General features: G+C 66.9%; 18 protein-coding genes. 6 read left to right on the top strand and 12 right to left on the bottom strand.

Annotated elements, in window-relative coordinates:
- Positions 1 to 377 precede the first annotated feature (377 nt).
- Entirely contained in the window at positions 378 to 1,319 is a 942-nt protein-coding gene (locus FHU13_RS10450; protein WP_183435789.1) for a transporter, read from the top strand.
- A 426-nt stretch (positions 1,320 to 1,745) separates the two neighbouring features.
- Positions 1,746 to 2,720 carry a S1C family serine protease gene (locus tag FHU13_RS10455; protein WP_183435790.1) on the top strand — a complete coding sequence of 325 codons (975 nt, stop codon included), beginning with the start codon at positions 1,746 to 1,748 and terminating at the stop codon, positions 2,718 to 2,720.
- A gap of 111 nt (positions 2,721 to 2,831) precedes the next feature.
- On the opposite strand, the gene FHU13_RS10460 is transcribed toward FHU13_RS10455, so the two are convergent.
- Positions 2,832 to 4,445: a calcium-binding protein gene (locus FHU13_RS10460; protein WP_183435791.1), complete on the bottom strand. Its 1,614-nt coding sequence runs from the start codon at positions 4,443 to 4,445 to the stop codon at positions 2,832 to 2,834.
- Positions 4,446 to 5,021: 576 nt separating this feature from the next.
- On the opposite strand from FHU13_RS10460, the gene FHU13_RS10465 reads away from it, so the two are divergent.
- Positions 5,022 to 7,172 (top strand): methyl-accepting chemotaxis protein, encoded by a 2,151-nt coding sequence (locus FHU13_RS10465; RefSeq protein WP_183435792.1) that lies wholly within the window; start codon positions 5,022 to 5,024, stop codon positions 7,170 to 7,172.
- A 265-nt stretch (positions 7,173 to 7,437) separates the two neighbouring features.
- On the top strand, positions 7,438 to 8,865 hold the full coding sequence (gene trmFO, locus FHU13_RS10470; RefSeq protein ID WP_183435793.1) for a methylenetetrahydrofolate--tRNA-(uracil(54)-C(5))-methyltransferase (FADH(2)-oxidizing) TrmFO: 1,428 nt from the start codon (positions 7,438 to 7,440) through the stop codon (positions 8,863 to 8,865).
- Between the two features lie 81 nt (positions 8,866 to 8,946).
- Here the strand turns inward: trmFO and wecB are convergent, their stop codons facing one another.
- From wecB to FHU13_RS10490, 4 genes are read right to left on the bottom strand one after another with little or no spacing between them, the layout of a single operon-like run.
- Positions 8,947 to 10,083, bottom strand: coding sequence for a non-hydrolyzing UDP-N-acetylglucosamine 2-epimerase (gene wecB / locus FHU13_RS10475; RefSeq protein ID WP_183435958.1), 1,137 nt, complete (start codon positions 10,081 to 10,083; stop codon positions 8,947 to 8,949).
- A 35-nt stretch (positions 10,084 to 10,118) separates the two neighbouring features.
- Positions 10,119 to 11,153: a polysaccharide biosynthesis protein gene (locus FHU13_RS10480; protein WP_183435794.1), complete on the bottom strand. Its 1,035-nt coding sequence runs from the start codon at positions 11,151 to 11,153 to the stop codon at positions 10,119 to 10,121.
- The gene (locus tag FHU13_RS10485; protein ID WP_183435795.1) at positions 11,153 to 12,028 is read right to left on the bottom strand and encodes an SDR family oxidoreductase; all 876 of its coding nucleotides are present in this window, start codon (positions 12,026 to 12,028) and stop codon (positions 11,153 to 11,155) included. Before FHU13_RS10485 ends, FHU13_RS10480 begins: the two co-directional genes overlap by 1 nt.
- Before the next feature lie 4 nt (positions 12,029 to 12,032).
- Positions 12,033 to 12,713 (bottom strand): glutathione S-transferase N-terminal domain-containing protein, encoded by a 681-nt coding sequence (locus FHU13_RS10490; RefSeq protein ID WP_183435796.1) that lies wholly within the window; start codon positions 12,711 to 12,713, stop codon positions 12,033 to 12,035.
- 574 nt (positions 12,714 to 13,287) lie between these two features.
- Here FHU13_RS10490 and FHU13_RS10495 point away from each other — a divergent pair.
- Positions 13,288 to 14,283: an SDR family NAD(P)-dependent oxidoreductase gene (locus FHU13_RS10495; RefSeq protein ID WP_183435797.1), complete on the top strand. Its 996-nt coding sequence runs from the start codon at positions 13,288 to 13,290 to the stop codon at positions 14,281 to 14,283.
- A gap of 10 nt (positions 14,284 to 14,293) precedes the next feature.
- The gene (locus tag FHU13_RS10500) at positions 14,294 to 15,010 is read left to right on the top strand and encodes a sugar phosphate nucleotidyltransferase (RefSeq protein ID WP_183435798.1); all 717 of its coding nucleotides are present in this window, start codon (positions 14,294 to 14,296) and stop codon (positions 15,008 to 15,010) included.
- Between the two features lie 74 nt (positions 15,011 to 15,084).
- Here the strand turns inward: FHU13_RS10500 and FHU13_RS10505 are convergent, their stop codons facing one another.
- From FHU13_RS10505 to FHU13_RS10535, 7 genes are all read right to left on the bottom strand, one after another.
- Positions 15,085 to 16,053 (bottom strand): NAD(P)-dependent oxidoreductase, encoded by a 969-nt coding sequence (locus tag FHU13_RS10505; RefSeq protein ID WP_183435799.1) that lies wholly within the window; start codon positions 16,051 to 16,053, stop codon positions 15,085 to 15,087.
- 8 nt (positions 16,054 to 16,061) lie between these two features.
- Positions 16,062 to 18,098, bottom strand: coding sequence for a glycosyltransferase (locus tag FHU13_RS10510; RefSeq protein WP_183435800.1), 2,037 nt, complete (start codon positions 18,096 to 18,098; stop codon positions 16,062 to 16,064).
- Positions 18,080 to 19,687, bottom strand: a complete 1,608-nt coding sequence (locus FHU13_RS10515) for a hypothetical protein (RefSeq protein WP_183435801.1) — start codon at positions 19,685 to 19,687, stop codon at positions 18,080 to 18,082. Before FHU13_RS10515 ends, FHU13_RS10510 begins: the two co-directional genes overlap by 19 nt.
- Complete coding sequence (locus FHU13_RS10520; protein WP_183435802.1) at positions 19,671 to 20,993, bottom strand: glycosyltransferase; 1,323 nt, start codon at positions 20,991 to 20,993, stop codon at positions 19,671 to 19,673. The genes FHU13_RS10515 and FHU13_RS10520 overlap by 17 nt, the downstream gene beginning before the upstream one ends.
- 15 nt (positions 20,994 to 21,008) lie before the next feature.
- Positions 21,009 to 22,274: a glycosyltransferase gene (locus FHU13_RS10525; RefSeq protein ID WP_183435803.1), complete on the bottom strand. Its 1,266-nt coding sequence runs from the start codon at positions 22,272 to 22,274 to the stop codon at positions 21,009 to 21,011.
- Positions 22,271 to 22,705: a hypothetical protein gene (locus FHU13_RS10530; protein WP_183435804.1), complete on the bottom strand. Its 435-nt coding sequence runs from the start codon at positions 22,703 to 22,705 to the stop codon at positions 22,271 to 22,273. Before FHU13_RS10530 ends, FHU13_RS10525 begins: the two co-directional genes overlap by 4 nt.
- Before the next feature lie 619 nt (positions 22,706 to 23,324).
- Entirely contained in the window at positions 23,325 to 23,516 is a 192-nt protein-coding gene (locus FHU13_RS10535) for a hypothetical protein (RefSeq protein ID WP_183435805.1), read from the bottom strand.
- Positions 23,517 to 23,749 lie beyond the last annotated feature (233 nt).

The raw sequence follows: 23,749 nt of genomic DNA on the forward strand, positions 1-23,749 counted from the left end.
TGCCTCGCCCTGCCGGACCATCCCAGCCAAGTGACGCGGTCAATCGCTTGATGACAATGTACTATTTCGCTTGAATCCGGCTCTCTGCACGGCGCCTTTCCAAGATGGACTGCGTTAACGGATCATTAAGGACCTGGTTGCTCCGCAGCGAAAATGCGGCTTTTGCGCAACGGTGAGATCCGAACTGCCGAGATTGAAGGCAATCCCCTGTCTTTCGCAGCCGGTCTGTAGAATAGTTCCCGACGTCGAGACTTGAGGTGCGGCCGTAGGGGGCACCAGCATCACACCAGCCAACCCGCTCTGGGGAGAGAGGGAGGCGAGAGGGGTGCGGGCGCTACGGGGCGGACGCCTGAAATCCTTGGGAAGGAACGAGAAAAATGATGAAGAACTGGCTCGCCGCGGGCGCCATCGCGCTCACGGCCGGAATGACGACGACCGTCGCCCAGGCGCAGACGACCACGGTTCCCGGTGAGCAGGTCGGTCTGGCCGTTGGCGCGCCGCTCCCCGAGGGCATCTACGCCATCAACACCTTCACCTACCGCAGCCCGGATGGCCCGAACGCGACCGCGGTCGACACCGCCGTCAACATTCCGATCCTGGTGTGGGCGACCCCCTACGTGCCGTTCGGCGGCCGCCTCGAGTTCGTCGTGGCTCCCCCGACCGTGTTCACCTTCAGCCGCGCCGCGGGCGGCCGTGACACCTCGATCAACGTCGGCACCTTCGTCGGCGCGATCTGGGCGTTCGATCTCGGCGGCAACATCGGCGTCAGCCTGCTCGGCGGTTCGTACCTCAACGAGCTCAACGCCGGTCGTGGCGGCGGCCTGAACATCCTGGCCTCCAACACCTACCGCGTCGGCGGCGCCATCAGCTACACCGGCGACGGCTGGAACCTGACCGCCAACCTGACCTACAACTTCTACGACTCCCCGAGCCGCTTCAACGGCCCGAACGGCATCCCGGCCTTCTTCGGCCCGGTGCAGATCTCGGACGCGTTCAACCTCGACCTGACCGCGACCAAGAAGTTCGGCAAGTTCGAGATCGGCGCGATCGGCTACGGCACGGTCAACCTCGACCCGAACCTGCTCGCCTTCGTGAACGATCCGACCAGCCGCATCGGTCGCGGTGGCCGGTTCGCCCTCGGCGGCCTCATCGGCTACGACTTCGGACCGTTCACGGTTCAGGCCTACGTCGCCCGCGACGTCGTGACCTCGGCCGGCGTCCGCGAGAGCACCGACGGCTGGTTCCGCATCGTCGCCCCGCTCTACACCCCGGCGGTCTCCGCGGCCCCGGCTCCGGCTCCGCTGGTTCGCAAGTACTGATCACTCGGACCGGGGACGCACCGCGTTCCCGATCTCCCGAGTTACGAAGCCGTCCGGCCGCTAGGCCGGGCGGCTTCATTCGTTTTCAAGGGATTGCAGCCTGAGGGGCGTCGCCGTCCGCGCCCGTGGTGCGGCGCGGGCGAGGATCCCGGGTCGCGCGGCATAGTCCGGCCCCGGCGATCCGGCCCTGGTTGGACCGGGAGGCGCGCAGCCTTCGCCCGTACCGGCGCACCACCGCCATCGGCCGCCGGGTCACGACGACCCGACCCCGACGCGGGCGCCATTCGACGCGGTGCCGGACGGGTGTCGGGGTGATGTGCGCCGCCTATCTGTGTCGGGAGCGCCGCCTGTCAGCCCGGATAGAAGCCGCTTTGCGGAGGCCTTTCACGGACGGCAGCAGGGCGGGGCGCAGGGAAATCGCAGAACATGTCCGCGCACGGCGAATTCAGGATCCCGGCCGCCCTGCAGCCCAAGGCCGGCGATTACGCCTACGACCTGGAGCGGGCGCTGACCTCGGTCGTCTCCCTCTCGACCCGGGTACCAGCGGAAGCCTTCACGGCGGAGACGCTCGGCACCGAGCGGGCCGGCAACGGCGTGGTGATCCGCGAGGATGGGCTGGTGCTCACCATCGGATACCTCGTGCTGGAGGCCGAGAGCGTCTGGCTCACCACGCAGGACGGGCGCTCGGTGCCGGCCTATGTGGTCGGCTACGACGGGGAGACGGGCTTCGGCCTTGTCCAGGCACTTGGCCGCCTCGACCTGCCCGCCCTGAGGCTCGGGCGCTCGGACGCGCTCCAGATCGGTGAGCGGGCGGTGATCGCCGGGGCGGGCGGGCGTTCGCACAGCCTCGCGGTCGAACTCGTCGCCCGGCAGGAATTCGCCGGATACTGGGAATACGTCCTCGACGAGGCCCTGTTCACGGCGCCCGCCCACCCGCACTGGGGCGGCACCGCCCTGATCGGACCCGACGGCGATCTGATCGGCATCGGCTCGCTGCAGCTGCAGCAGGGCGGCTCGGGGGCGGGCCGGGCGATCAACATGGTCGTGCCGATCGACCTCCTGCCGCCGATTCTCACCGATCTCGAGACCCGCGGCCGGGCCGCCCGCCCGCCCCGCCCCTGGCTCGGCCTCTACGCCACGGAGACCGAGGACGGCGTCGTGGTGATGGGGGCTGCCGACAAGGGCCCGGCGGAAGCCGCCGACCTGCGCGCGGGCGACGTGCTGGCCGAGGTGGCGGGCGAGCCGGTGGCCGACCTCGCCGGCTTCTTCCGGCAGGTCTGGGCGCTCGGCGAGGCGGGGGTGCGCGTGCCGCTCACGGTCAACCGCGACGGGCGCCTGACGCGGCTCGCGCTGGTCTCGGTCGACCGAGACCGGTTCCTGATCGGGCCGAAGCTGCACTGAGTGTCTCTCACAAGACGCCCGCCGCACTTTCGTCGCCGGAGCGAGAACGGTCCGTGACCGGGCGTTTTGTGACGCCCTTCGAATGCCCGCGGCATCGCGCCCAACGGAGGATCACACGATGAGGAAATCGGTGTGGTCGAGGGTGGCGTGGTTGTCCAACACCGCGACTAGAACGGCCTCTTTCCTGCCGCTGCCATCGGCGTCGTAGAACAGCTCACCCGACTTCTGCTTGTAGAGGATGCGGTCGTCGGCATCCGCCTTGGCCAGGCCGAGGGTTTTGAACTGCTCGGGCGCCAGTGCCCCGATCGCGAGGCGCGAGAAGACCGCGTGGTCGAGCCGGAACACGTCGTCCGGTGATGCGAAGTCCGTGACGTGATCGACGTTGCCGTGGCCGAGGCGGGTGTCGAACACGAAGCTGTCTGCCCCCGATCCGCCCGTGAGCCGATCGCCGCCGAGCCCGCCCGCGAGCCTGTCGTCGCCGCCGCCGCCGTCGAGCTGGTTGTCGCCGGCATTGCCGATCAGCGTCTGGCCGAAGGCGTTTCCGCTGAGGGACAGATTTGCGCAGCCGGTGCTCTTGGCGAGTTGCAGGATCTCGACCTCCTGATCGGCGGCGAGCCGGTACGCGCTCGTCGCCACGACCCTGTCGTTGCCCTGCCCCGTGCCCTCGAACACGCGGTCGCCGGGCCTGTCGACGAAGTAGGTGTCGTCGCCGGCTCCGCCCACGAGCTGATCGCGGCCGCCTCCGCCGCGCAGGACGTCGTCGCCGGCATCGCCGAACAGCCGGTCGGCTCCGGCCGTCCCGATCAGCGTGTCGTCGCCGCCGAAGCCCAGGACCGGATTGCCGCTCCCGTCGGCCTCGAGCCGGTCGGCGTCCCGGCCGCCGACGATGTAGGCGACCCCCTCGCCCTTGTTCAGGAAGCCGTAGTCGATCCCGGTCGCCTGGCTCGCCGCGGCGACCAGATTGCCGAAGACTTCGGCCGGTATGTCCGCGGCAGGACGGCCGGCGAGCGCCTGATAGAAACGCCCGTAAGCGTCGAGGCCGAAATCCTCGTAGACTTGGTAGAGCAGGGAGGCGGCAAGGTCCGCTGCCCCCCAGTTGTTGGCGTTCGGCACACCGGTCGCCGTGCCCAACGTGTTGGCGAGCGTGAAGCCGGCCCCCTGGAAGAAGGTCTGCGCCAGGTCTTCGAGGATGGACTGCTTGAATTCACCGAAGGGCAGCGCGCCGAATGCACTGCCGGGAATGCCGGCCTCCTGCATCGACACGAACCGGTTGGCGATCGCGAACCCCGTGACGAAGGCATCCACGTCCCCGAGCTGTGGCCCATAGAACCAGAAATTCCGCCCCAGTTCGTAGAAGACGGTCTGATCGAAGGTGCCGTCCTCGGCCGCGCCGGCGTAGAGCTGATCGAAGGCGGCGGTCGTGAGTTCGATGCCGGAGGCTCCGAGAAAGCCGATCGCGTTCGCCGCGCCGCCGAGCGCGGTGGGCACCTCGGCGATCGTGAGCAGGCCGTTATAGAGCTTGTACGGCGCCGGAGCTTGCCCGGTGATGCCGAGATAGACGTCGTAGGCGGCATCGATCCTGGTCAGGATGTCCTGCATGACATCGCCGTCGAGATCGTTGGCCGATGTCAGGAGCGCGACGCGCTGTCCCTGCCACGGATAGAGTGAGACGAGGTAGCCGTCATACACGAAGTAGGGCAGCGCCCCGTCGGGAGAGATCGCCATTGCCGTCCGCTCCGCTTGTCCGGCCCGGATATCGGGGACGAGGGGCAACGGTAGCGCGGGCGCGGTTTCCTTGGACCCGCTGCGATGTGGCACGGGCCGGCAATTGCGGCTTAAGTCTTCCGGAGCGCTTGTGCCATGCCGGCAACGATAGGCCGATGCCGCCGATCCACCGCGGAATGGTCTCCCCGCCCGAGGCGACGGCCGACGCGATCAGGCGCGGGGCACCCGCGAGCTGCACTGGCTGCCTGCACGGGCTGCGGGGCACCAATCTTCGCCGTTCAGGCTCCCGAGTGCCCGGTCCTCACCGCCGCCGCAGCCATGGCGGCTGGGCTGCGTCCCGGCACGGCAATGCGGGACCGGAGCGCCTCGTAGGAACGCCACCGTGAGGAGGCTTAAACCCGCGATGGTCGGGCTTGCGGCCTCCGTCGAGCGCGGCCGGCACAGTGATGTCGCGAAAATAGCAGTCGAAGGGATCATTCGTCGCTTTTGGGCGGGCAGAACGCGCAAGATTCGCCTGTCGTTAATGTTCGAGATTTTACAAAGCCGTCGTTTCTTCATCCGAGCCGATAAGACGACATGCCGAGTCTGCAACGCATCAGCACCCGTTTGCCCGCGGCAACGATCGGCCTCGCGCTGCTCAGCGCGACGGCGATGGGCGGCCTGAGCTGGTCGTCGGCCAAATCCGGCCTCGTCCAGGCCGCGGGCGAGCGCCTGCAACTCGCCGCGGAGGCGCGGCGCGACGCGATCGAACTCGTCGCCGACCGGATGCAGGCCGACTTCCTGTCGGTCGCCGGGCATCCGCAGGTCGCCTCGAATGCCCCCGACCTGATCGAGGCGCTCGACCCCGCCAAGCCCGACTACGCCGCCATCACGGCGGCCCTGCGCGATCTCGCGACGCCCGAGGCGCGCCTCGCCTTCGATGCTCCCGGTACGATGTACGGCCGCCGCCACGGCAAGGTGCAGGAGGTGGCGCGCCGCCTCATCGCCGATCCGGGCTACGGCGACCTCATCGTCGTCGATGAACAGGGCCGCGTCGCCTACACCACGACCAAGGGCGCGGATTTCGCCAAGTCGCTCGACGACCCCGCGCTCGCCGGCAGCGGCCTCGCCCGCCTCGCCGCGCGGCTGAAGACGCAGGATGCGGACGCGACCGTGTTCGAGGATTTCGCCGCCTATCCGGTCGGCGAGGGTCCCTCCGCCTTCATCGGCCGGGCGCTGACCAAGCGGGCGAACGTCGCCATGGGCACCGGGCAGGCGGCGGAGCGGTTCGGCTTTATCGCCCTGCGCGTGACGCCGGCGCTGTTCGACCGGACGTTGGCCAAGCGCGTGGGCTTGGGGGAAACCGGGCAGATCGTGGCGGCGGGCGCCGACGGGCGCCTGCGCTCCAACCCGCCCCTGGACCGGACGGTGCGGGCCGGCGCCCCGCTCGCCGAGCTCGGCGTCCCGGCCGAACGCGCACGGGCTGGCGGCAGCTTCGACTACGCGACGCCGTCCGGCGGCCAGATGGCGGCGAGCGCGCCGGTCTCGGTGCTCGGCGCACCCTGGGCCGTGATCGCGCAGCAGAGCGAGGCGGAGGCCGTCAGCGCGGCGAGTGCCCTGTCGCGCACGCTCGCCCTGATCGGTCTGTGCGTGCTCGCCGGCACCGGACTTGCCGGCCTGCTGCTGACCCGCTCCATCGTCGTGCCCCTCGGCGCGCTGACCCGAGCGCTCCAGGCGCTTGCCGCCCGCCAGCCCCTGGCCGAGGTGCCGGGCCACCGTCGCCGCGACGAGATCGGCGACATCGCCCGCGCCGTGGTGACGATCCGCGACCTGTCGCTTGAGGAGGCGGCGCAGCAGCTCAAGACCACCGAGGCAGCGCGGATGCGCGAGGAGCAGAGCCGCCGTGCCCTCCTGCGCGACCTCGCCGACCGCTTCGAGCAATCGGTCGGCGCCATCGTCGCGCGGGTCTCGGAGGCGGTCGGCGGGCTCCAGGCCTCGTCGGGCCGGATGCGCCACTCCGTCGAGAGCACGGCGGTCCGCTCCACCAGCGTCGCGGGTGCCGCGCAGCAGACGGCCGGCAACGTCAACGCCGTGGCGGCGGCGGCCGAGGAACTCGGCGCCACCGTCGAAGAGATCGGCCGTCAGGTCGAGCAGGCGGCCGGCATGTCGGCCCAGGCCGTGGAGGCGGCAAGCCGCACCGAGGAGACCATGGCCGCCCTCGCCGCGGCGGCGAACCGCATCGGCGACGTTGTCGGCCTCGTCTCGACCATCGCCGGGCAGACCAACCTGCTGGCGCTCAACGCCACCATCGAGGCGGCGCGGGCCGGCGAGGCTGGGAGGGGCTTCGCCGTCGTCGCGGCGGAAGTGAAGGAACTGGCCTCCCAGACTGCCCGGGCGACCGAGGAGATCGGCCAGCAGGTCGGCGCGATCCAGGCCGCCGCGGGCGGCGTCTCCCAGGCGATCCACGACATCGCCGCGCAGATTCAGACCATGAGTGGGGTGACCACCGGCATCGCCACGGCGGTTGAGGAGCAGGGCGCGACGACGCAGGAGATCGTGCGCAGCATGGCCCAGGCCTCGGCCGGCACCGGCGAGGTGACGGCGAGCATCGCCGCGGTGGCCGCTGAGGCGGACGATGCCGGCCGCGCGGCCGGGGCCGTCGCCGCTGCGGCGGATGCGCTGGCCGAGCAGTCGAGTGCGCTCCGCATGGAGATGGAACAGTTCCTCTCCAACGTCCGGGTGGCCTGAGCGCTCAGCTTTTCTTGAGCCTCATGTGCCGGCGGCGGCCTCCGGGCCTGAGAGCATCGTCCCGAGGGGTGGCTTCCGGCTTTCGGAACAGGACGATGCAAAGGCAGGAGCGGAGACCTTCGCTTCGCTCGACGCCTCGGCCAAGCCGAGGCCCGCTCCGCGGGGCGCTCTTCGCCCTCGATAGACGGCGCCATCGCTGTTTCAGCAATGGCCTGCTGCACTCGCCCGCATTGATCGCGGGCCGGCGTGGTTCTATCCCGTCGCGATGACCAACCCGATCCATATCGTCGGCGGCGGCCTCGCCGGTTCCGAGGCCGCATGGCAGGTCGCCCAGGGCGGCCGCTCGGTCGTGCTGCACGAGATGCGGCCCCTGCGCGGCACCGACGCCCACCAGACCGACGGGCTGGCCGAACTGGTCTGCTCCAACTCCTTCCGCTCGGACGACGCCAACGGCAATGCCGTCGGCCTGCTGCATCAGGAGATGCGCAGCCTCGACTCGCTGATCATGCGCGCGGCCGACGCGAACCAAGTGCCCGCGGGCGGAGCGCTCGCCGTCGATCGCGAGGGGTTTTCGCGGGCCGTCACCGCGGCGCTCGAAGAGCACCCCAACGTGACGATCATGCGCGAGGAGGTCGCGGGCCTGCCCCCGGAGGAGTGGGGATCGACCATCCTCGCCACCGGCCCCCTCACCTCCCCCACCCTCGCCGAGGCCGTCGCCGCGCTGACGGGCCGGGAATCGCTCGCCTTCTTCGACGCCATCGCTCCGATCGTCCACCGCGACTCGATCGACATGGGCAAGGCGTGGTTCCAGTCCCGCTACGACAAGGCCGGGCCCGGCGGTACGGGGGCGGACTACCTCAACTGCCCGATGGACCGGGAGCAGTACGAGGCCTTCGTCGCCGCCCTGATCGCGGGCGAGAAGACGGCGTTCAAGGAATGGGAGGCCACGACCCCCTATTTCGACGGTTGCCTGCCGATCGAGGTGATGGCCGAGCGCGGACCCGAAACCCTGCGCCACGGACCGATGAAGCCGGTCGGGCTCACCAACCCGCACAATCCGACGGTGAAGGCCTACGCCATCGTCCAGTTGCGCCAGGACAACGCGCTCGGCACTCTGTTCAATATGGTGGGCTTCCAGACGAAGCTCCGCCACGCCGAGCAGGTCCGCGTCTTCCGCACGATTCCCGGCCTGGAGAACGCCGAGTTCGCCCGCCTCGGCGGCCTGCACCGCAACACCTATCTCGACAGCCCGCGCCTGCTCGACGCGACCCTGCGGCTGAAGGCGCGACCGCAACTCCGCTTCGCCGGTCAGATCACCGGCTGCGAGGGCTATGTCGAGAGCGCCGCCGTCGGGCTGATGGCCGGCCGCTACGCGCTTGCTGAAGCGGAGGGAAGCGCACTGGAGCCCCTGCCCCCGACAACGGCGCTCGGCGCTCTGATCGGCCACATCACCGGTGGCCATGTCGAGGCGAGCGAAGATGCGCAGGCGAACGCGCCGCGCTCGTTCCAGCCGATGAATGTGAATTTCGGGCTGTTCCCGCCGCTCGAGCGGATGCCGCGCAACGAGACGGGCAAGCGCCTGCGCGGGCCCGAGAAGGCGGCCCTCAAGAAGCGCGCGCTGACCGACCGGGCACGGGAAGACCTCGCCGCCTGGATCGCGGGCGAGGGGCTTTCAAACGCGGCGGCGGAATAGAGCGGCTTCGCCGGCTTCAGGGTGCTGCCCTGAACACCCGCCAAAGGGCCGGCCAAAAGGCCCTTTGGAAGCCCGGGGACCTCAGAACGGGCCGGGCTTCGACCAGACAGTGTGGTTGACCTGATCGATGTAGGACAGGACGATCCGCACCACCTTGGTCGAGACCGCGCCACCCTGGTAGTCCGGCACGGCGCCGGCGAAGCGGCGACCCTCACCGTGGCCGTCGCGCACTGCCCGAACTGCCTCGACGAGGGAGACCTTGCCGAGCGGCGCCACGATCAGCGTGCCGGCATCCATGCCCTCGGGCCGCTCATGCGCGTCGCGGAAGGTGACCGCCGGCAGGTCGAGCAGCGCCGCCTCCTCGGCGATGGTGCCGCTGTCGGACAGAACGCAATGGGCGCTCGTCTGAAGCTTCACGTAGTCGATGAAGCCGAACGGCGGCAGGAAGCGCACGCTGTCGGGCAGAGCGAGGTCGCCGACTGCCTCCAGCCTGGCGCGGGTGCGTGGGTGAGTCGAGACGACGATGGGCAGGCCGAAGGCCGCGTGAAGGCGGCCCAGCTCTTCCAGGAAGACCCGCAGCCGCGCCGGCGAATCGACGTTTTCCTCTCGGTGAGCCGAGACGATGAAGAACCTGTCCGGTTCGAGCCCGAGGCGGGCCAGCACGTCGGAGGCCTCGATCTTCGGGCGGAATTCGGTCAGCACCTCTTCCATGTGCGAGCCGACCTTGAAGATGCGCTGCGCCGGCAATCCCTCCGCCAGGAGATAGCGGCGGGCATGCTCGGTCAGTACGAGATTGACGTCGCTGAGGTGGTCGATGACCTTGCGGTTGATCTCCTCCGGCACCCGCTGGTCGAAGCAGCGGTTGCCCGCCTCCATGTGGAAGATCGGGATCTTGCGGCGCTTGGCTGGGATCACGGCGAGACCTGAATTGGTGTCGCCGTAGATCAGCACCGCGTCGGGCTGTTCCTGTTCGAGCACGGCGTCGGCGCGCTCGATCACCCGGGCGATCGTCGCCGCCGCGTTCGGGCCGGCCGCGTCGAGGAAGTGGTCGGGTTTGCGGATACCGAGGTCGTCGAAGAAGACCTGATTCAGCTCGTAGTCATAGTTCTGGCCGGTATGGACGAGCACGTGGTTCGTCAGCCGGTCCAGCGCCCGGATCACCAGCGACATCTTGACGAGCTCGGGCCGGGTCCCGACCAGGGTGAGGATCTTGCGCAAGGGGCTCTTCAAGGGTCTCGTCCCGCGGGCGGAATCTACGAAGCGGCCCTGGCCCGCGAGGCGGGCTTCAAGGCTTCCTGGATGTAGTCGAGCTTCAGCAACAGATCGATCACCTGCTGCTGATTCATTCGCTGAGTATTGTGCGAGGTGTAGTCTTCGGCAGCCGAGATTGCGGTCTCGCCGGAGGTGAAGAACTTCGAGTAACTCAGGTCGCGGTCGTCGGCGGGGATGCGGTAGAACCCGTCCATGTCCTCGGCCCGCGCCATCTCCTCGCGGGAGACCAGGGATTCGTACAGCTTCTCGCCGTGGCGCGTGCCGATGATCCGGATCTCGTTCTTGGCCTCGAAGATCGTCAGCAGGGCCGCGGCCAGATCCTGCACCGTACAGGCGGGCGCCTTCTGCACGAAGATGTCGCCCTGCCGCCCGCGCTGGTAGGCGAACAGCACCAGATCGACCGAATCCTCCAGCGACATCAGGAAGCGGGTCATCGTCGGATCGGTGATGGTGAGGTCGCGCCCGTCCTTGATCTGGTTCACGAAGAGCGGGATGACCGAGCCGCGCGAGGCCATGACGTTGCCGTAGCGCGTGGCGCAAAGGATCGTGTCGCCCTTCTGCAGGATGCGCGACTTGGCGATCGTCAGCTTCTCCATCATCGCCTTGGACAGCCCCATGGCGTTGATCGGGTAGACCGCCTTGTCGGTTGAGAGCACGACCATCCGCTCGACGCCGTTGTCCACCGCCGCGTTCAGCGTGTTCTCGGCACCGAGGATGTTCGTGCGCACGGCCTCCATCGGGTAGAACTCGCAGGAGGGCACCTGCTTCAGCGCCGCCGCGTGGAAGATGTAATCGACGCCTTTCACGGCCTGCGCGATCGAGTTGTACTCGCGCACGTCGCCGATGAAGAAGCGAACCCGCGGATCGCGCAGCAGGATGCGCATGTCCTCCTGCTTCTTCTCGTCCCGGCTGAAGACGCGAATCTGACCGATATCCGTAGCCAGGAAGCGCTGGATCACCGCGTTGCCGAACGATCCGGTGCCGCCGGTGATGAGAAGTGTCTTGCCCGAGAACATCAGCGGACCTGTGAGAAGGATTCTTCGTCGAAGCGACGCATGTTGCGGATCAGGTCCGGCCAGGAGGGTGGCACATAGCCAGTGGCCGCCCGGAACCGGTCCGAATTGAGGGAGCGGTCGATCGCCACCGCGTCGTCGGGCTCGATCTCGATCCCGACACCATAGACATCCCTGACGATCCCGAGCAGGTCGAACTTACTGATCGGGTCCACGCTCACGTGGTAGACGCCGCGTAGGTCAGGGTTCGGCAGAACGCGGTCGGCGATCACCCGCACCAGTTCGTCCGTGGTGAGGCCTGAGAAGATCGCCCGCCGATAGCCACGCACCGATCCGCTTTGTGAGAGGAACCACTCGACGAGGCCGTTTCGGCTGCCGATCTCGCGGCCGATAATGGAGGTGCGCAGCGTCACGGCGTTCGGGTAATCGACCTCGCCCAGCAGCTTCGAGCGCCCGTAGAGATCCTCTGCATCCGGCGCGTCGCTCTCGCGGTAGCCGCCCTTGCGGCCGGTGAAGACGCAGTCCGTGCTGACATGGATGAGGCGCGCGCCGACGAGATCAGCCAGCCGCGCGAGCCGGTGCGGCAGGATGGCGTTGATTGGGATCGCGACCAGCGGATCCTCGGCGGAGGCGAGCTGCTTGACGACCCCGACGCAGTTCAGGATCACGTCGGGACGCACGTCGCGCAGGAAGCCGGCCAGCGCGTCCGTATTTTCGACGTCGATCCCGATGGTGATGTTGGCGGCGCTTGCCGGAAAGATCTTCTTCACTGCCGACGAGCGTGCCGTCGCATAAACCGATCCAGGAAAGCGATCGGATAAATATTTGAATGCGGCACTTCCGAGCATGCCGGATGAGCCTAAGACTGCGATCTTCAAGTTTTCAGACCTCTGCCAGCGGATGCGATTGATTTACGATGCGGAAAGCGCCTTTTTCCGGATCCGCGGCGATCTTCATTGATGAATTGCCACGGAAATCATAGAACCAAGCCGCGAGCAAGTGTCTTTGTGCACCCCAGGCGAGTTCAGGGGACCGTCCGTCGAGATAGTCGAGGGCGCAGGCAATCGCGAGATGCCCGAGATCAGTGGGGGCCCGCATCCAGTCGGCTGCAGCCTCCAGCCGGTCGAGGATCGCGGTGATAGCCACTTCTTGCCGTGCGACCACGCGGTCGAGGCGATCGTCGCGACGGCTCAGCTGATCGACGAACCGGCGGATCACCGCTTCGGCCAGTGCATCGCCCAGTGCCTCACGCCGGAGCGCGTCCCAGACCTGCGGCCCGGGCGGGATCAGGGTATTTTCGGAGAGCGAATCCAAGTAGCGCGCGATGACGGGAGAATCGAACAGGGCCGAGCCGTCGGCGAGGAGGAGCGTCGGGACCTTGCAGGCGGGATTGTATCGGCGGAGCGTCTCGTGGGTCCAGGGATCGACCCGCACCAGGCTGACCTGCGCCGTAAGACCGAGTTCGACGATCGCTGCGAGGATCTTGCGCGAGAACGGCGATCGCGGCGCATAGAACAACTGCATCAGGTCGGTCCCGCCTCGCTTCGCTCCGATCGCGGCCATGCCATCCTAATCGTCTCGATGTTTGTCGGCGGAGATCAGGTTCGCGGGCGCCGCTCACGCCGATGACGAACCCCGACTTCTTCCAGCACGACGAACCGAACTGCGGAGATCACGCCAGTGCGCCGAAGCACCGCTCAGGGGCATCACGCGTGTGCGTGAGAACGTCCATTTCTGTCTTCTATCGGCGCAAAATCACCGCGCCAAGCACCAAACATATCGGAGCCGCGATTACCTCAGCTCCGAAAAATAACCTAAGGCGCATTTCGCGAGTATATTTTATTTTAGATTGCTAGGATCGAATTATTACAACCTTGAGTAAAGAGAGTTTAGCCGCTCTGTACCAATCTCCGACGGCCTCTTTTCAAAGGCTCAGTATTAAGCGAGGCGCGGCGGCCCACCACTTGGCGGCCGCTTGTCGGTATATGGGAACTAGGCTAATGGCCCGAAGCCAACCGCCGGGGTTCGTGTTCCGCGCCTCGCACGTTCGATCTGGGCCCAGTCTGTGGCCGGAGTCGGTCGGGCGGCCGGTGTCGATGGAACGGCCATCTCGCCCGCAAACGATGGGAAGCATCAATTGACCCTTTCCGGAAAACGGGTGCTCATTACGGGTGCGGGCGGCTTCATCGGAAGCCACCTCGCCGAGGAAGCTGTCCGGCAGGGCGCGACGGTGCGGGCGTTGCTTCACTACAACGCCATGCGGGATCGCGGGAATCTGTCCCACGTCGCCCCTGAGATCGATCGCGAGATCGACTACGTCTTCGGCGATATCATCGACCCGGAATACGTTCAGGCAATCACCGAGGGCGTCGATGTCATCTTCCATCTCGCCGCCCTGATCGCGATTCCGTACTCGTATCTGGCGCCGCGCAACTATGTGAAGGTCAATGTCGAGGGCACGCTCAACGTGCTCGAAGCGGCGCGTCGGCACGGGGTTCAGCGGGTCGTCCATACCAGCACGTCGGAAGTCTACGGGACAGCGCAGTACGTCCCGATCGACGAGCTGCATCCGCTCCAGGGGCAATCGCCCTACTCCGCCTCGAAGATCGGTGCTGACAAGATCGCCGAGTCCTATCACCGGTCCTTCGACGTTCCGGTGGTGACCGTTCGCCCGTTCAACACCTACGGGCCGCGCCAGTCGGCCCGCGCCTTCATCCCGACCGTGATCATGCAGGCGCTGGAGCCGGAGCGGACGGCGATCAAGCTCGGCTCGACCACGCCGGTTCGGGACCTGACCTTCGCCACCGATACCGCGAACGGCTTCCTGACCGCGGCGGTGACCCCGGGCCTTGAGGGCGGCACCTTCAACCTCGGCGTCGGCTCCGGCCAAACGGTCGGTGAGGTGGCGGCCATGATCCTCGAGATCGTCGGCTCGAAGGCCGTGATCGAGACGGACGAGCAGCGCATCCGCCCGAGCAAGAGCGAGGTCGAGCGGCTGATCTCGGACAACCGCCTCTTCCAGGCGCAGTCCGGTTGGACGCCGAAGGTTGGCCTGCGCGAGGGATTGGAGCGGACGATCGAGCACTTCCGGTCCCATCACGACCGGCGCGACGTCGATCGCTACGTCGTCTGAGAGCAGAGCGATGAAAGCCATCATTCTCGCGGGCGGCAAGGGCACGCGCCTGATGCCCTACACCGCCGTCATGCCCAAACCGCTGATGCCGATCGGCGAGATGCCGATCCTCGAACTGTTGCTGCGCCAGTTGCGCCAGCACGGGGTGACGGACGTCATCCTGGCCGTGAACCATCTCCATCATCTCATCCGGAGCTTCTTCACGGACGGATCGAATCTCGGTCTCAACATCACCTACAAGGTCGAGGACAAGCCGCTGGGCACGAGCGGGCCGATCGCCGCCAATCTTGAGCAACTGCCCGACCACTTCATCGTGACGAACGGAGACCTTCTGACGACACTGAACTTCTCGGCGATGGTGCGCGAGCACCTAGAGCGCGGCGCCGCCGCCACGATCGCGACGCATCGCCGGACCCTGCAGGCCGATTTCGGGGCGCTGACCGTGGCGCCGGACCTGACGGTGTCGGAGTATCGCGAGAAGCCGTCGATGCATTTTGAGGCCTCGATGGGCCTCTACGTCCTCTCGAAGAAGGCCGTGGCGCCCCTCATTCCGGCCGATACCTTCTTCGATATGCCCGATCTCGTGCGCGCGCTTCTGGCGTCGTCGCAGAAGGTCGTGAGTTATGTCGAGGATTGCGACTGGATCGATATCGGTCGGCCGGACGATTATGCCCGTGCTCAGGAGCAGTTCACGGCTCGGCCCGAACATTTCCTCGCACCGGCCTGAAAACCCGGCTGCCGGTCCCTCCTCCATCCGGCCGGCAGGCTGGTTGCCTGGGGAACGGCCGGACGCAATAGGGATCAAGAGCGCCCGATCCGCAAAGCGTAGCTCGCCTCCAGGCCATCGACGAGGTCGATGCGCGGCGCCCAGTCGAGTGCGATGCGGGCGGCGTTGTTGTCGCAGACGAGGTGATCGGACGCCGCGCCGGATGGCTCTTCGACCGGCCGAACCGTGACACGGCGGTCCGGTTCGCTGCGCCGTACGGCAGCGACCGCGGCCTCCGCGAGTTGTCGAACTGAATATCCGGCACCGGAACTGACGTTCAGTGTGCGGCCTGGCGGCAGGTCTGGCCGGAGAGCCGCAGCGAGCAGCGCGTCGACCGCGTCTTGGACGTAGATGTAGTCGCGGACCGGATGCAGAGCGCGAAGCACGATCTCGTCCGATCTGCCCAGCTGACGCAGCAGGGTAGTCACCACCGTGTCCGTCATCTGGTCGGGGCCGTAGATGTTGGACGGGCGGAGGGTCACGGCCCATCGCCCGGTCGCGACATAGGCGGCGACCAGGGCTTCCGCCGCGATCTTCGAGGCGGCGTAGATGCTGCGACCGCGCGGTGGGTGGCTCTCATCAAGCGCAATCTGCAATCCCGTTCCATAGACGGCGGCGGAGCTGACGAAGACGAGGCGGGCGACCGTCTGCGCCGCACAGGCGGTCAGGACATTGCAGGTGCCGGTGACGTTCGCATCTGTGAAGTCCCGGAACGATCCGCCGCCGCCGCCGCGTCCAGCGAGATGGAAGACGATGTCCGCGCCCGTTGCTGCCCGGACGACGGCCACTTCGTCCAGGAGATCGCCGCGTAGGAGGGTGATGCGGCCGGCACGCTCCAACTCGCCGCCTCGGACATCGGACCTCCTGTCCGCCTCCGGATCGCGCTTAAGGACCACGATCTCGGCTCCGAGCGGAATCAGGGCCCGGACCAGATGCTGGCCGAGGAACCCCGAGCCTCCCGTGATGAGCACCCGGACGCCGTTGAACGAAAGTGGGGCGGCCATCCCGGTCCTCAAGCGGCGTCCTGGGCATTGGCGCGGGGAGGAGCGAGCAGCCATTTCAGGAGCAGCGGCGACAGGTCGGCCGGGCGGCGTGACGACGCATTGTCTTTGGCCGTGGGCCAGGACCAGCCGATCCGCTCGGCGCTGCGCACGACGGGAGCAGTGGAGAGGCGGCCATACAGGTCGAGAAGGCCGCATTCCCCCATCGATTCGTCGATCATGAGGCGGTCGCTCCGACGCATCAAGATCCCGCCGGGGCGGGCCACCGGACCGATTAGGGCACGACGGTCGAAGGCGTCGGCCGGGTAGTCCCGCAGGATCGCCCCGAACGCGTCGAGTTCCGACCAGAGGCCGACCGCGAGGTCAGCTTCTGGCGTCGCCTGCAACATCAGGAAGAGGCGGCGCAGGGCCGCGCCCTCGACACTGTCACCTTCGCTGATCAGCATGAGCGCTGCCGCACGCGACCGGTCCAGCGCTTCGTTGATCGCCGCAGCCGTATCCGTGCTCCCTGCGCGGAGCGTGGTCGCGCCGGGGTGGAAACTGCGCAGAAGCTGCGGCAGGTCTTCGAGCTCCCGACCGGGCTCGACCAGGATCGTCACGGCAAGCCCATCTGCATCCGGCGTGCGCAAAGCCGTCAGGCTCCGTTCGAGCGCACCCCGATCCCGCCCGGCCCACACGACGATCTCGATATCGTTTTCGGCAGGTGGTGGCGCCACCGAGCGCCAGATCCGGGCCGGGGCCAAGTTCAGCGGATCGGCCGCGTGTGCGCGCTCGAGGTGGTCCGGATTGGCGCGGCCCGATCCGGCCGGAGCGGAAGCGATCACGTCCGCGAAGAAGTCGTTGCGGGGCGCCGGCCATCCGCCCGTTAGGATGTTCTTGCGCAGGTGGCGGCTGCGCGTCTCGTACTCACTGAGCAGACGCTTCAGTTTGGCAGCGGCGTCGGCGAGATCTTCGGGGTCGATGATCGGCGGCGCGATGCTGGCATGCCGTGCCTGGAGGAAGGCCGCGGCGCCTGCTTGCTTCGACAACAGAACGGGCGCCCCCGACATGGTCGCCTCGACCGCGACGTAGTTGAAAGCGTCGGAGCGGGATGGGATGACGATGACCGACCGGCCGCGGAAGGCCCGCGACCACAGTTCCTCATGGCCGATCTCGCCGAGATACTCGGCGGGGACCTGCCGTTCGCGAGCGAGATCGAGGACCGTCTCGGACCAGCGCGGGCCCGAGGCAGCCCAGGGATTGTCCGGACCGCAGAGATAGCAGTTCCGGTAGAGTGATCGGGGAATCCGAGAGGCGATCTCGATGAAGAGGTCAGGCCCCTTATTCCGGTCGAGACGTCCGACGAACCAGAGATCGGGCGGTCCCTCACCCGGAGGGCGGGCTGCGGGTGGCGCTACCTTGTCGAGCGCGTCGTGCATGTCGATGACCGCCGAGGGCCTCGTTCGGTCGTTCTCGGCGGCATGAAGATCCGAGATTGTATAGCTCACGTCGGCTCCGGCGATGCAGCGCCGCTCCAGATCCTCGAGCCGCTCGACCACCGCGTCCGGGACCTCGGAGGCGTAGGCGTTCCGGTTACTGACGCTCAGCCAGCCCAGCATACCCAGCGAGACCGTTCCGACCCCGATGCCGAAGGCGGCGAAGATCGGGCGGATGAGATGGGCCACTGGGAAGAACGAGGGCACCTCGACGACGTCGAGGAACCGGCCCTGGAGCGGTACGGCGATCTGACAGACAATGAGCGCGTAGAATTGCTCCTCGGAGCCCTCGATCTTCAGCGCACCGAGGAGATCCCAGGGAGTCAGGAAGCGGTCGAAACCGTAGGGATGCGCGTTGGCGGGAAGCCGGGACCGGACGTCGCCCGCGAGGTCACGGCCTCGCGAGGGATAGATGAAGGTCCAATCCGGATGCCGCTCGATCACGCGGCGATAGAACGTCTGCCCGCCGCCGAGCGCCGAGTAGAAGTCGAAGTCGCAGATCAGCGCGCGGATCGGCCGGCGCCCGGCCGGCGATCCGGCTGCGGCCGGTATGTTCATCTGAAGAGCCGCCATTTTTTCTTCGCAGGGATCGAGGCTGGCGCTGCCAGGACAGAGAACGGCGCCGGTGCGGAGGGAGCCGCTTCGCCGGACGCCGGCTCGGCCTGGGGCGGCGCATCCGATCTGACCCAGGCGAGATAGGCGCCCGGATAGAAGCTTGGCGCGGCTTCGGTTCGGCGCAGGCGGTTGTATTCGGAAGCCCACCGCGTCCGGATCGACGCGATTTCGGCCCGCACGGTCGACGCCGTCGCGTCCGCGGGCAGAATCCAGGTATAGGGCCGGTCCGCTAGGCGCAGACCGAGTCCGCATGCGGCGCTGGCCAGGATCGGCAAACCCTGCGCCATGGCGGCCGAGACCCGGAAGTCGAACGCCTCCGGCGCTGGACCCGGGAACCAGACGAGGTGCGGGCGCAGGATGCAAACCAGCCGGTTGAGATCAAGGCGATTGGCCGGGCCGAGATTCCGCAGACCAACGGGAGGCGCCGCCAGCGTCCCGTCGAGGCCGAAGAAGCGCGCCGCAAGATTCCCGTCGCGGCCTGCGGCGGCGGTCTCCGCCACGAGCTGCTTCTCCGGCTCCGAGGCTCCATCCCAGATCAGGATGCGCAGATCCTCGTCCGCGTCGAGGCGAGCCGGGTGCACACGGAACAGGCTGGGCCTACGCGCCTCGGGATCAAGGCCGGTCGTGATGTGCTGTCCCGGCAGCCCGGCGCGCAATGCGGCCAGCATCGTGTCGCCACAGGCAACGACGCGGGCAGCCTGCTGGGCGAGGGCCTGCATCGTCTCGTCCGTAGCCCTGTCGCTATCCTTTTGTGCAGAAGGGACTGTCATCGGGGTCAGATCGAAGGGACAGCCGAGCGCTGCGAGGGCCGCCCGAGTGGCGGGCAGGAACCGGGTCGCGAGCAGATCGATCCGGCCGATCCGAAGGGTCTGCGCGATCGAGGACAAAGCCGAATCGGGCGGCCGGATCGTCACGGCTCCCGCTGCGTCCAGCGGGCCGGAGGAGATGGAGAACTGTCCGTCCTCGATCCAGCCGAGCAGGACATGAACCCGGCGGCGGGCACTTTCCTGGAGGCGGGCGGCGAACTGCTCCGCGAACCCGTTCCTCTCTTCCAGCAGCAGGAGCAGGGTCGGCCGGCTCGGATGCAGCCCCTCCACCAGCCGTTCGAGGTTCTCGCGCTCGGTCAGGGCGGAAGCGGTGGCGAGCGGCCCGAGCGGCAGGCCGACCGGGATGCTTCGCAGAGTCTCCTGCGAGATCTCGATGACCTTCTTCGGATCGAAGCCGTAGCGTTCGAATTGCGCCGCATCGATGACGAGATGCCGGGTCTCCTGCCCGGGCTCCGCGCTGACCACGAGGTGGACCGACGTGCCTCCCTTTGCGCGGACCAGCCGGCTGCCCGGACCTAGCACGCTTCCCTCCGGCAGCCGCGCGCAGGCGGCATCGATCAGGAAGGCATCGTCGCGGAAGAGCGCCCGCAGGACGTCGATCCCAGTGATGTAGTGGCGCTCGTCACCAAAGACGAGCCAGATTTGGTGCTCGCCGGGAATCTGGACACGCACCCCGTCGAAATCGGGCGTGTCGACGAGCGGATCAGGCTGCGACGACATCAAGCCGGCTCGACATGCCGAGAGAGGAGATGACGTCACTGTGAGTCTCGACGGCTCGGGTCAAGGCGATGGAGAGGGCTTCTCGGCGTACGACGAGGCCGGAGAGCGGCCCGAGCGGATCTGCGCCGGGTTCGGCCGCGGTCTGCGGGATCGCTGTGCCGTCGAGATTGGGATCGCGCAGGAGGCGGGCGATCGCCGTCCAGAAGGTGGCGACGGGCACGCTCTGCGGGAGGAACGCGAGGATCGGGGCGTCGAGCCCGGCGAGAGTCCGGGCGAGCAGATCCTTCAGGGCGATCGGGCTGCCGATAACCTCGTCGGGCGACTCGTTCACAAGCGAGTCGGCGAGGAGCAGGAGGTGTTGGTCGGGCGAGGCGTCCACGATAAGGAAGGCGAGGTCGAGGCCGCTGCTCGCGAGCTCTGCCTTCGCGACGGCCGCCTCACGCACTCCGCGACTGCTCAAAACAATCCCAACCGGGAACTTCGCCGCCCGTCGGCGGATCAGTGCATCGGCGCCCTGCTTAGCGCTGTCATAGCCGGTGGCCTGGAGGAAGTCTCTGGCACGCAGGAGGAATGCCATCTCTGAGCCGGAATGCGAGCGCGCCTTCTCCTCCGGCACCTGCTCCAGCATCTCCATCCAGAGAAGGTTCGCCTCCTCGATATGGCGGCGCCCGAGTGACCCCTGCCCCGCATGGACCCGGTGCCGAACCAGGGTTCCGGGCACGTAGACGAAGGGGTAATGCATCGCGAGCCGCCACCACAGCTCGTAGTCCTGGGTCGTCGGCATTCCAATGTCGAAGCCGCCGTGGCGCTCCAAGAGGGCGCGTTCGAGCAGAACGGTGCAGCCGTTGATGCGGCCCTCGAGGATCGCCCAGAGCGGCTGATCACTGCGATAGCCCGTGTTGGTTTCGATTTCGGTGAGGACGGTGCCGTTCTCGGTCATCGTGGCATAGCCGCCGAAGATCACGCAGGGACCAGGCTGGGCCGCGAGGGCCTTCATCTGTACCTCGACCTTGCGCGGATCGTAGAGGTCGTCGTGGCTGAGCCACGTCAGATACCGGCCGGTCATCGCGGCGATGCCGGTGTTGAGGGCCGCGGCGACCCCGCCGTTCTCCCGACGCAGGTAGCGGATCCGGTCGCCAAAGGAGCGACAGACCCGCTCGGTATGGCCGTCGTCATCCGAGCCGTCGTCGATCACGAGCACCTCGATCGCCGGCCACGTCTGCGCGAGCGCGCTCTCGATGGCCTGGGTCAGGAAGTAGCCGCCGTTGTAGACGGGGATGAGGATCGTCACGATCTCGGTGGACATGGCTTACAACATGGCTCAGGCAGCGGTCATGGCGGCTCGGCGAGCATCGCCGAGCATGTGGCGATAGATCGATTGCCCTGTCGCTTTGTTACGGCCGACGTCCCACCGCCCCTCCACGCAGGCCCGGTTGCGGGGAGCGGCGGCGTCGACCAGCGCGTCGTCCAACGCGGCCTGCACGATGGCCTCTGCAAGGCTCTTCACGTCGTGGGGGTCGACGATGATGCCGTCGCGGCCATTTCGGATCCACTCGCAAGCGCAGGAGGTCGTCGCCTTGATTGGGAAGGCGCCGTAACACATCGCCTCAAGAAGGGTCGTGCCGATCCCGTCCGAGATGCCGATGCCGACGACGATGCGCGCGTCGGCGATCCGGCTCAGGGCCTCCTCGTGGGTGGGTGCGTAGGGTACGGGCGCGATGTCGAGCCCATCCGACTCCGCCATGGCCCGCATCATCTCCAGCATCGCCGCCGAGCAGAACTGCACGCGGATGCGATGGCTGCGTAGGGCCGGGGCGGCCAGATGAAGGGCGGACAGGATGTGCATCCCGCGGCCCGACCAGCCATGATAGCCCTTCACCAGGATGGTATCGCGCCGTGACGGAGGCGTGAGCCGGTCGAGCGCAGGAACGGTGCTGAAATCGATGCCGCCGGAAGCTGGCATCGGGTCGAAGACGTGTCCTTTCAGGCCGAGGCGTCGCACCAGCTGCACGTCGCGTCGGCACTCTGCCAGGTAGCCGTCAACCGCCTGCACTAGTTCGAGCACGATAGGCCGGTGCTCGGGCAGCCGGTGATAGAGATAGATGTCGCTCCCCCAGTTCGACAGGAGCCAGGGCGGCATCGCATTTCCCAGGTACCGCTTGGCGCCGAGGGCGAGGTAACCCGCAAGCTGAACCTCCATCGTGTGCACGATATCCGGCCGCAGCGCCCGGATGGCGGTGATCAGTTCGTCGGGCAGGGTCAGGCTCGGATTTGTCTCTATTCCCAGGGAGGGGGGAAACAGACGACCGGCCTCGCGCTCCGTTTTCCACGTAGCGTAACGCTCGCCATCGGATTTGCTGAGATGGACGACACCCACTTCGCCGGGAGCCAGAGCCTCAACGTCGCCGAGGCTGCTGACAGGCAACCAAGGGCGAAGTTCGGGCGCCGGTTGCTCGGTATGGACTGGAAAGACGACGATGCGCGCGAAGCCGCCGCGCAGCATGCTGATCCAGCGCGCCACATGCACGCTGTTCTGCATCCCGACGATCAGGATAGTAGGGATGGCTTCCCTTGCGCGCTCGGTCATCGCATGCGCTCGATCAGATGGTGGGCGAATAACGCCGGATCGTGCGCGGGCTGCAGGAGCGCCAAGTGCTCGCTCGTCGCCGATTCAGGCAAGAACTGGAGAGCGTGGAGGAGCGGGACGTTGAAGAACTTCGCTTCTGCCACGTGCAGTCCGTCCAAACTGTTGAGGCGAATGGCAGCGTACAGGCTGGCGCCTGCGAAGATAGAGCCGCCGCCATACTCGCTAAGATCGACCGGGATACGGACGTCGAGACCTGTTTCCCAACGCAGGAGATCGACCGCCCCGCGCACCGCTCCGCTGTCTACATCGATGAACCGGATCTTGGCGTCGGAAAGCTGAGAGTGGCAATGATAAAGTGCAGATATGACAAGCAGGGAGCGGCCCTGTTTGTCTTCTAGCCCATCAATGATGATCCGCCTTTTTCGGTGCATGCGTTGGATCTATTTCTTGACGGCGGGAGAGCAATTGTTTATGCTTGCCTTTAACAGGAAGATTACGGCTTGGCAAGTCGTGCGGGTCTCGTCGTCGGCTGAGGATTTGGGTATCTTGGCTTCCGTGAAGCGCAGCACGTCTCCGTCGACTGCGGGATCGCCATGCATCACCGCGCCTCGGGGGGCTGCAAAGATGGGTGAGCTGCCGTGAGACGATACGGAGCCGTCTTCCTGACCAGCGTGAGGGGTGAGAGTCGGTCTTCCTGGTGCCTCTGGTCGAGGGTGCTGGAGTTTTTGTGTAGGGCTACGTTCTCCGGACGATTTCGACGTGACTGTCGCTGGAGCCGGACGACAAGTTGACGATCGAGTTGGAATCCACAGCATCGTCCGAACTGTAAAGCAGTGCATCGATATTAGCCGACCTCCTTCGAGCCGTGGCCGGAAAGTTCGGGGACATGTCCGGGCATGCGTTCAGCCGGGCTACTCGGATATCATCCTTGGACCTGCCGCAGGGATACGCATCTGCGGCAGGATTGCCCAGCGCCCGGCTTGCGGTGCAGCAGCGTTCAGATGGGAAAGCGCCCATGACGTCTCGCTGGGGTTCCTCTTCCGCGTCATCTCAGATCGAGAAGGAGCCGAAACCTTCAAACACATTCGTCGGCAACACGCTTGCCTTCTGAGGATGGTCTGCGGTGTCTTGTTCGTCGGCAACGGGTTGACCGGACGTATGGTCGAGATTTTCTGGGCAGTTCCGGTCAGAGACAAAGGCGAGCGACGCGGCAGTGCGATCAGGCTGCTTGTCTATGGTCATCCAAACTCCTCGAAGAATCGGCCGCCGATATGGCCGAGGTTGGGATAAACCCTAAGGTCTGATTTGCAAAGCATGCTCTAAGCCGCCCGTGCGCCACAAGCATTCCAGTCGGCGGCGGGCTGAGCCAACCTCTCCGCCAGTCGGAGGATGAGGAGGCATATCTTGCAATGAGAAGAGATGAGGGACGTGTTTGGTGATGAGGGCTCCACCGAATGAAATCCGGCCTCGAAGCC

The sequence above is a fragment of the Methylobacterium sp. R2-1 genome, from assembly GCF_014191355.1.
Lineage (GTDB): Bacteria > Pseudomonadota > Alphaproteobacteria > Rhizobiales > Beijerinckiaceae > Methylobacterium.

What these genes read in the sequence shown, in the direction of transcription:
- FHU13_RS10530 (WP_183435804.1), bottom strand. Translation starts at nt 22,705, where the DNA reads ATGCACCGAAAAAGGCGGATCATCATTGATGGGCTAGAAGACAAACAG.
- FHU13_RS10520 (WP_183435802.1), bottom strand. Translation starts at nt 20,993, where the DNA reads ATGTCCACCGAGATCGTGACGATCCTCATCCCCGTCTACAACGGCGGC.
- FHU13_RS10450 (WP_183435789.1), top strand. Translation starts at nt 378, where the DNA reads ATGATGAAGAACTGGCTCGCCGCGGGCGCCATCGCGCTCACGGCCGGA.
- FHU13_RS10535 (WP_183435805.1), bottom strand. Translation starts at nt 23,516, where the DNA reads ATGACCATAGACAAGCAGCCTGATCGCACTGCCGCGTCGCTCGCCTTT.
- FHU13_RS10515 (WP_183435801.1), bottom strand. Translation starts at nt 19,687, where the DNA reads ATGTCGTCGCAGCCTGATCCGCTCGTCGACACGCCCGATTTCGACGGG.
- trmFO (WP_183435793.1), top strand. Translation starts at nt 7,438, where the DNA reads ATGACCAACCCGATCCATATCGTCGGCGGCGGCCTCGCCGGTTCCGAG.
- FHU13_RS10490 (WP_183435796.1), bottom strand. Translation starts at nt 12,713, where the DNA reads ATGGCCGCGATCGGAGCGAAGCGAGGCGGGACCGACCTGATGCAGTTG.
- FHU13_RS10455 (WP_183435790.1), top strand. Translation starts at nt 1,746, where the DNA reads ATGTCCGCGCACGGCGAATTCAGGATCCCGGCCGCCCTGCAGCCCAAG.
- FHU13_RS10525 (WP_183435803.1), bottom strand. Translation starts at nt 22,274, where the DNA reads ATGACCGAGCGCGCAAGGGAAGCCATCCCTACTATCCTGATCGTCGGG.
- FHU13_RS10510 (WP_183435800.1), bottom strand. Translation starts at nt 18,098, where the DNA reads ATGGCGGCTCTTCAGATGAACATACCGGCCGCAGCCGGATCGCCGGCC.
- FHU13_RS10465 (WP_183435792.1), top strand. Translation starts at nt 5,022, where the DNA reads ATGCCGAGTCTGCAACGCATCAGCACCCGTTTGCCCGCGGCAACGATC.
- FHU13_RS10500 (WP_183435798.1), top strand. Translation starts at nt 14,294, where the DNA reads ATGAAAGCCATCATTCTCGCGGGCGGCAAGGGCACGCGCCTGATGCCC.
- FHU13_RS10505 (WP_183435799.1), bottom strand. Translation starts at nt 16,053, where the DNA reads ATGGCCGCCCCACTTTCGTTCAACGGCGTCCGGGTGCTCATCACGGGA.
- FHU13_RS10480 (WP_183435794.1), bottom strand. Translation starts at nt 11,153, where the DNA reads ATGTTCTCGGGCAAGACACTTCTCATCACCGGCGGCACCGGATCGTTC.
- FHU13_RS10460 (WP_183435791.1), bottom strand. Translation starts at nt 4,445, where the DNA reads ATGGCGATCTCTCCCGACGGGGCGCTGCCCTACTTCGTGTATGACGGC.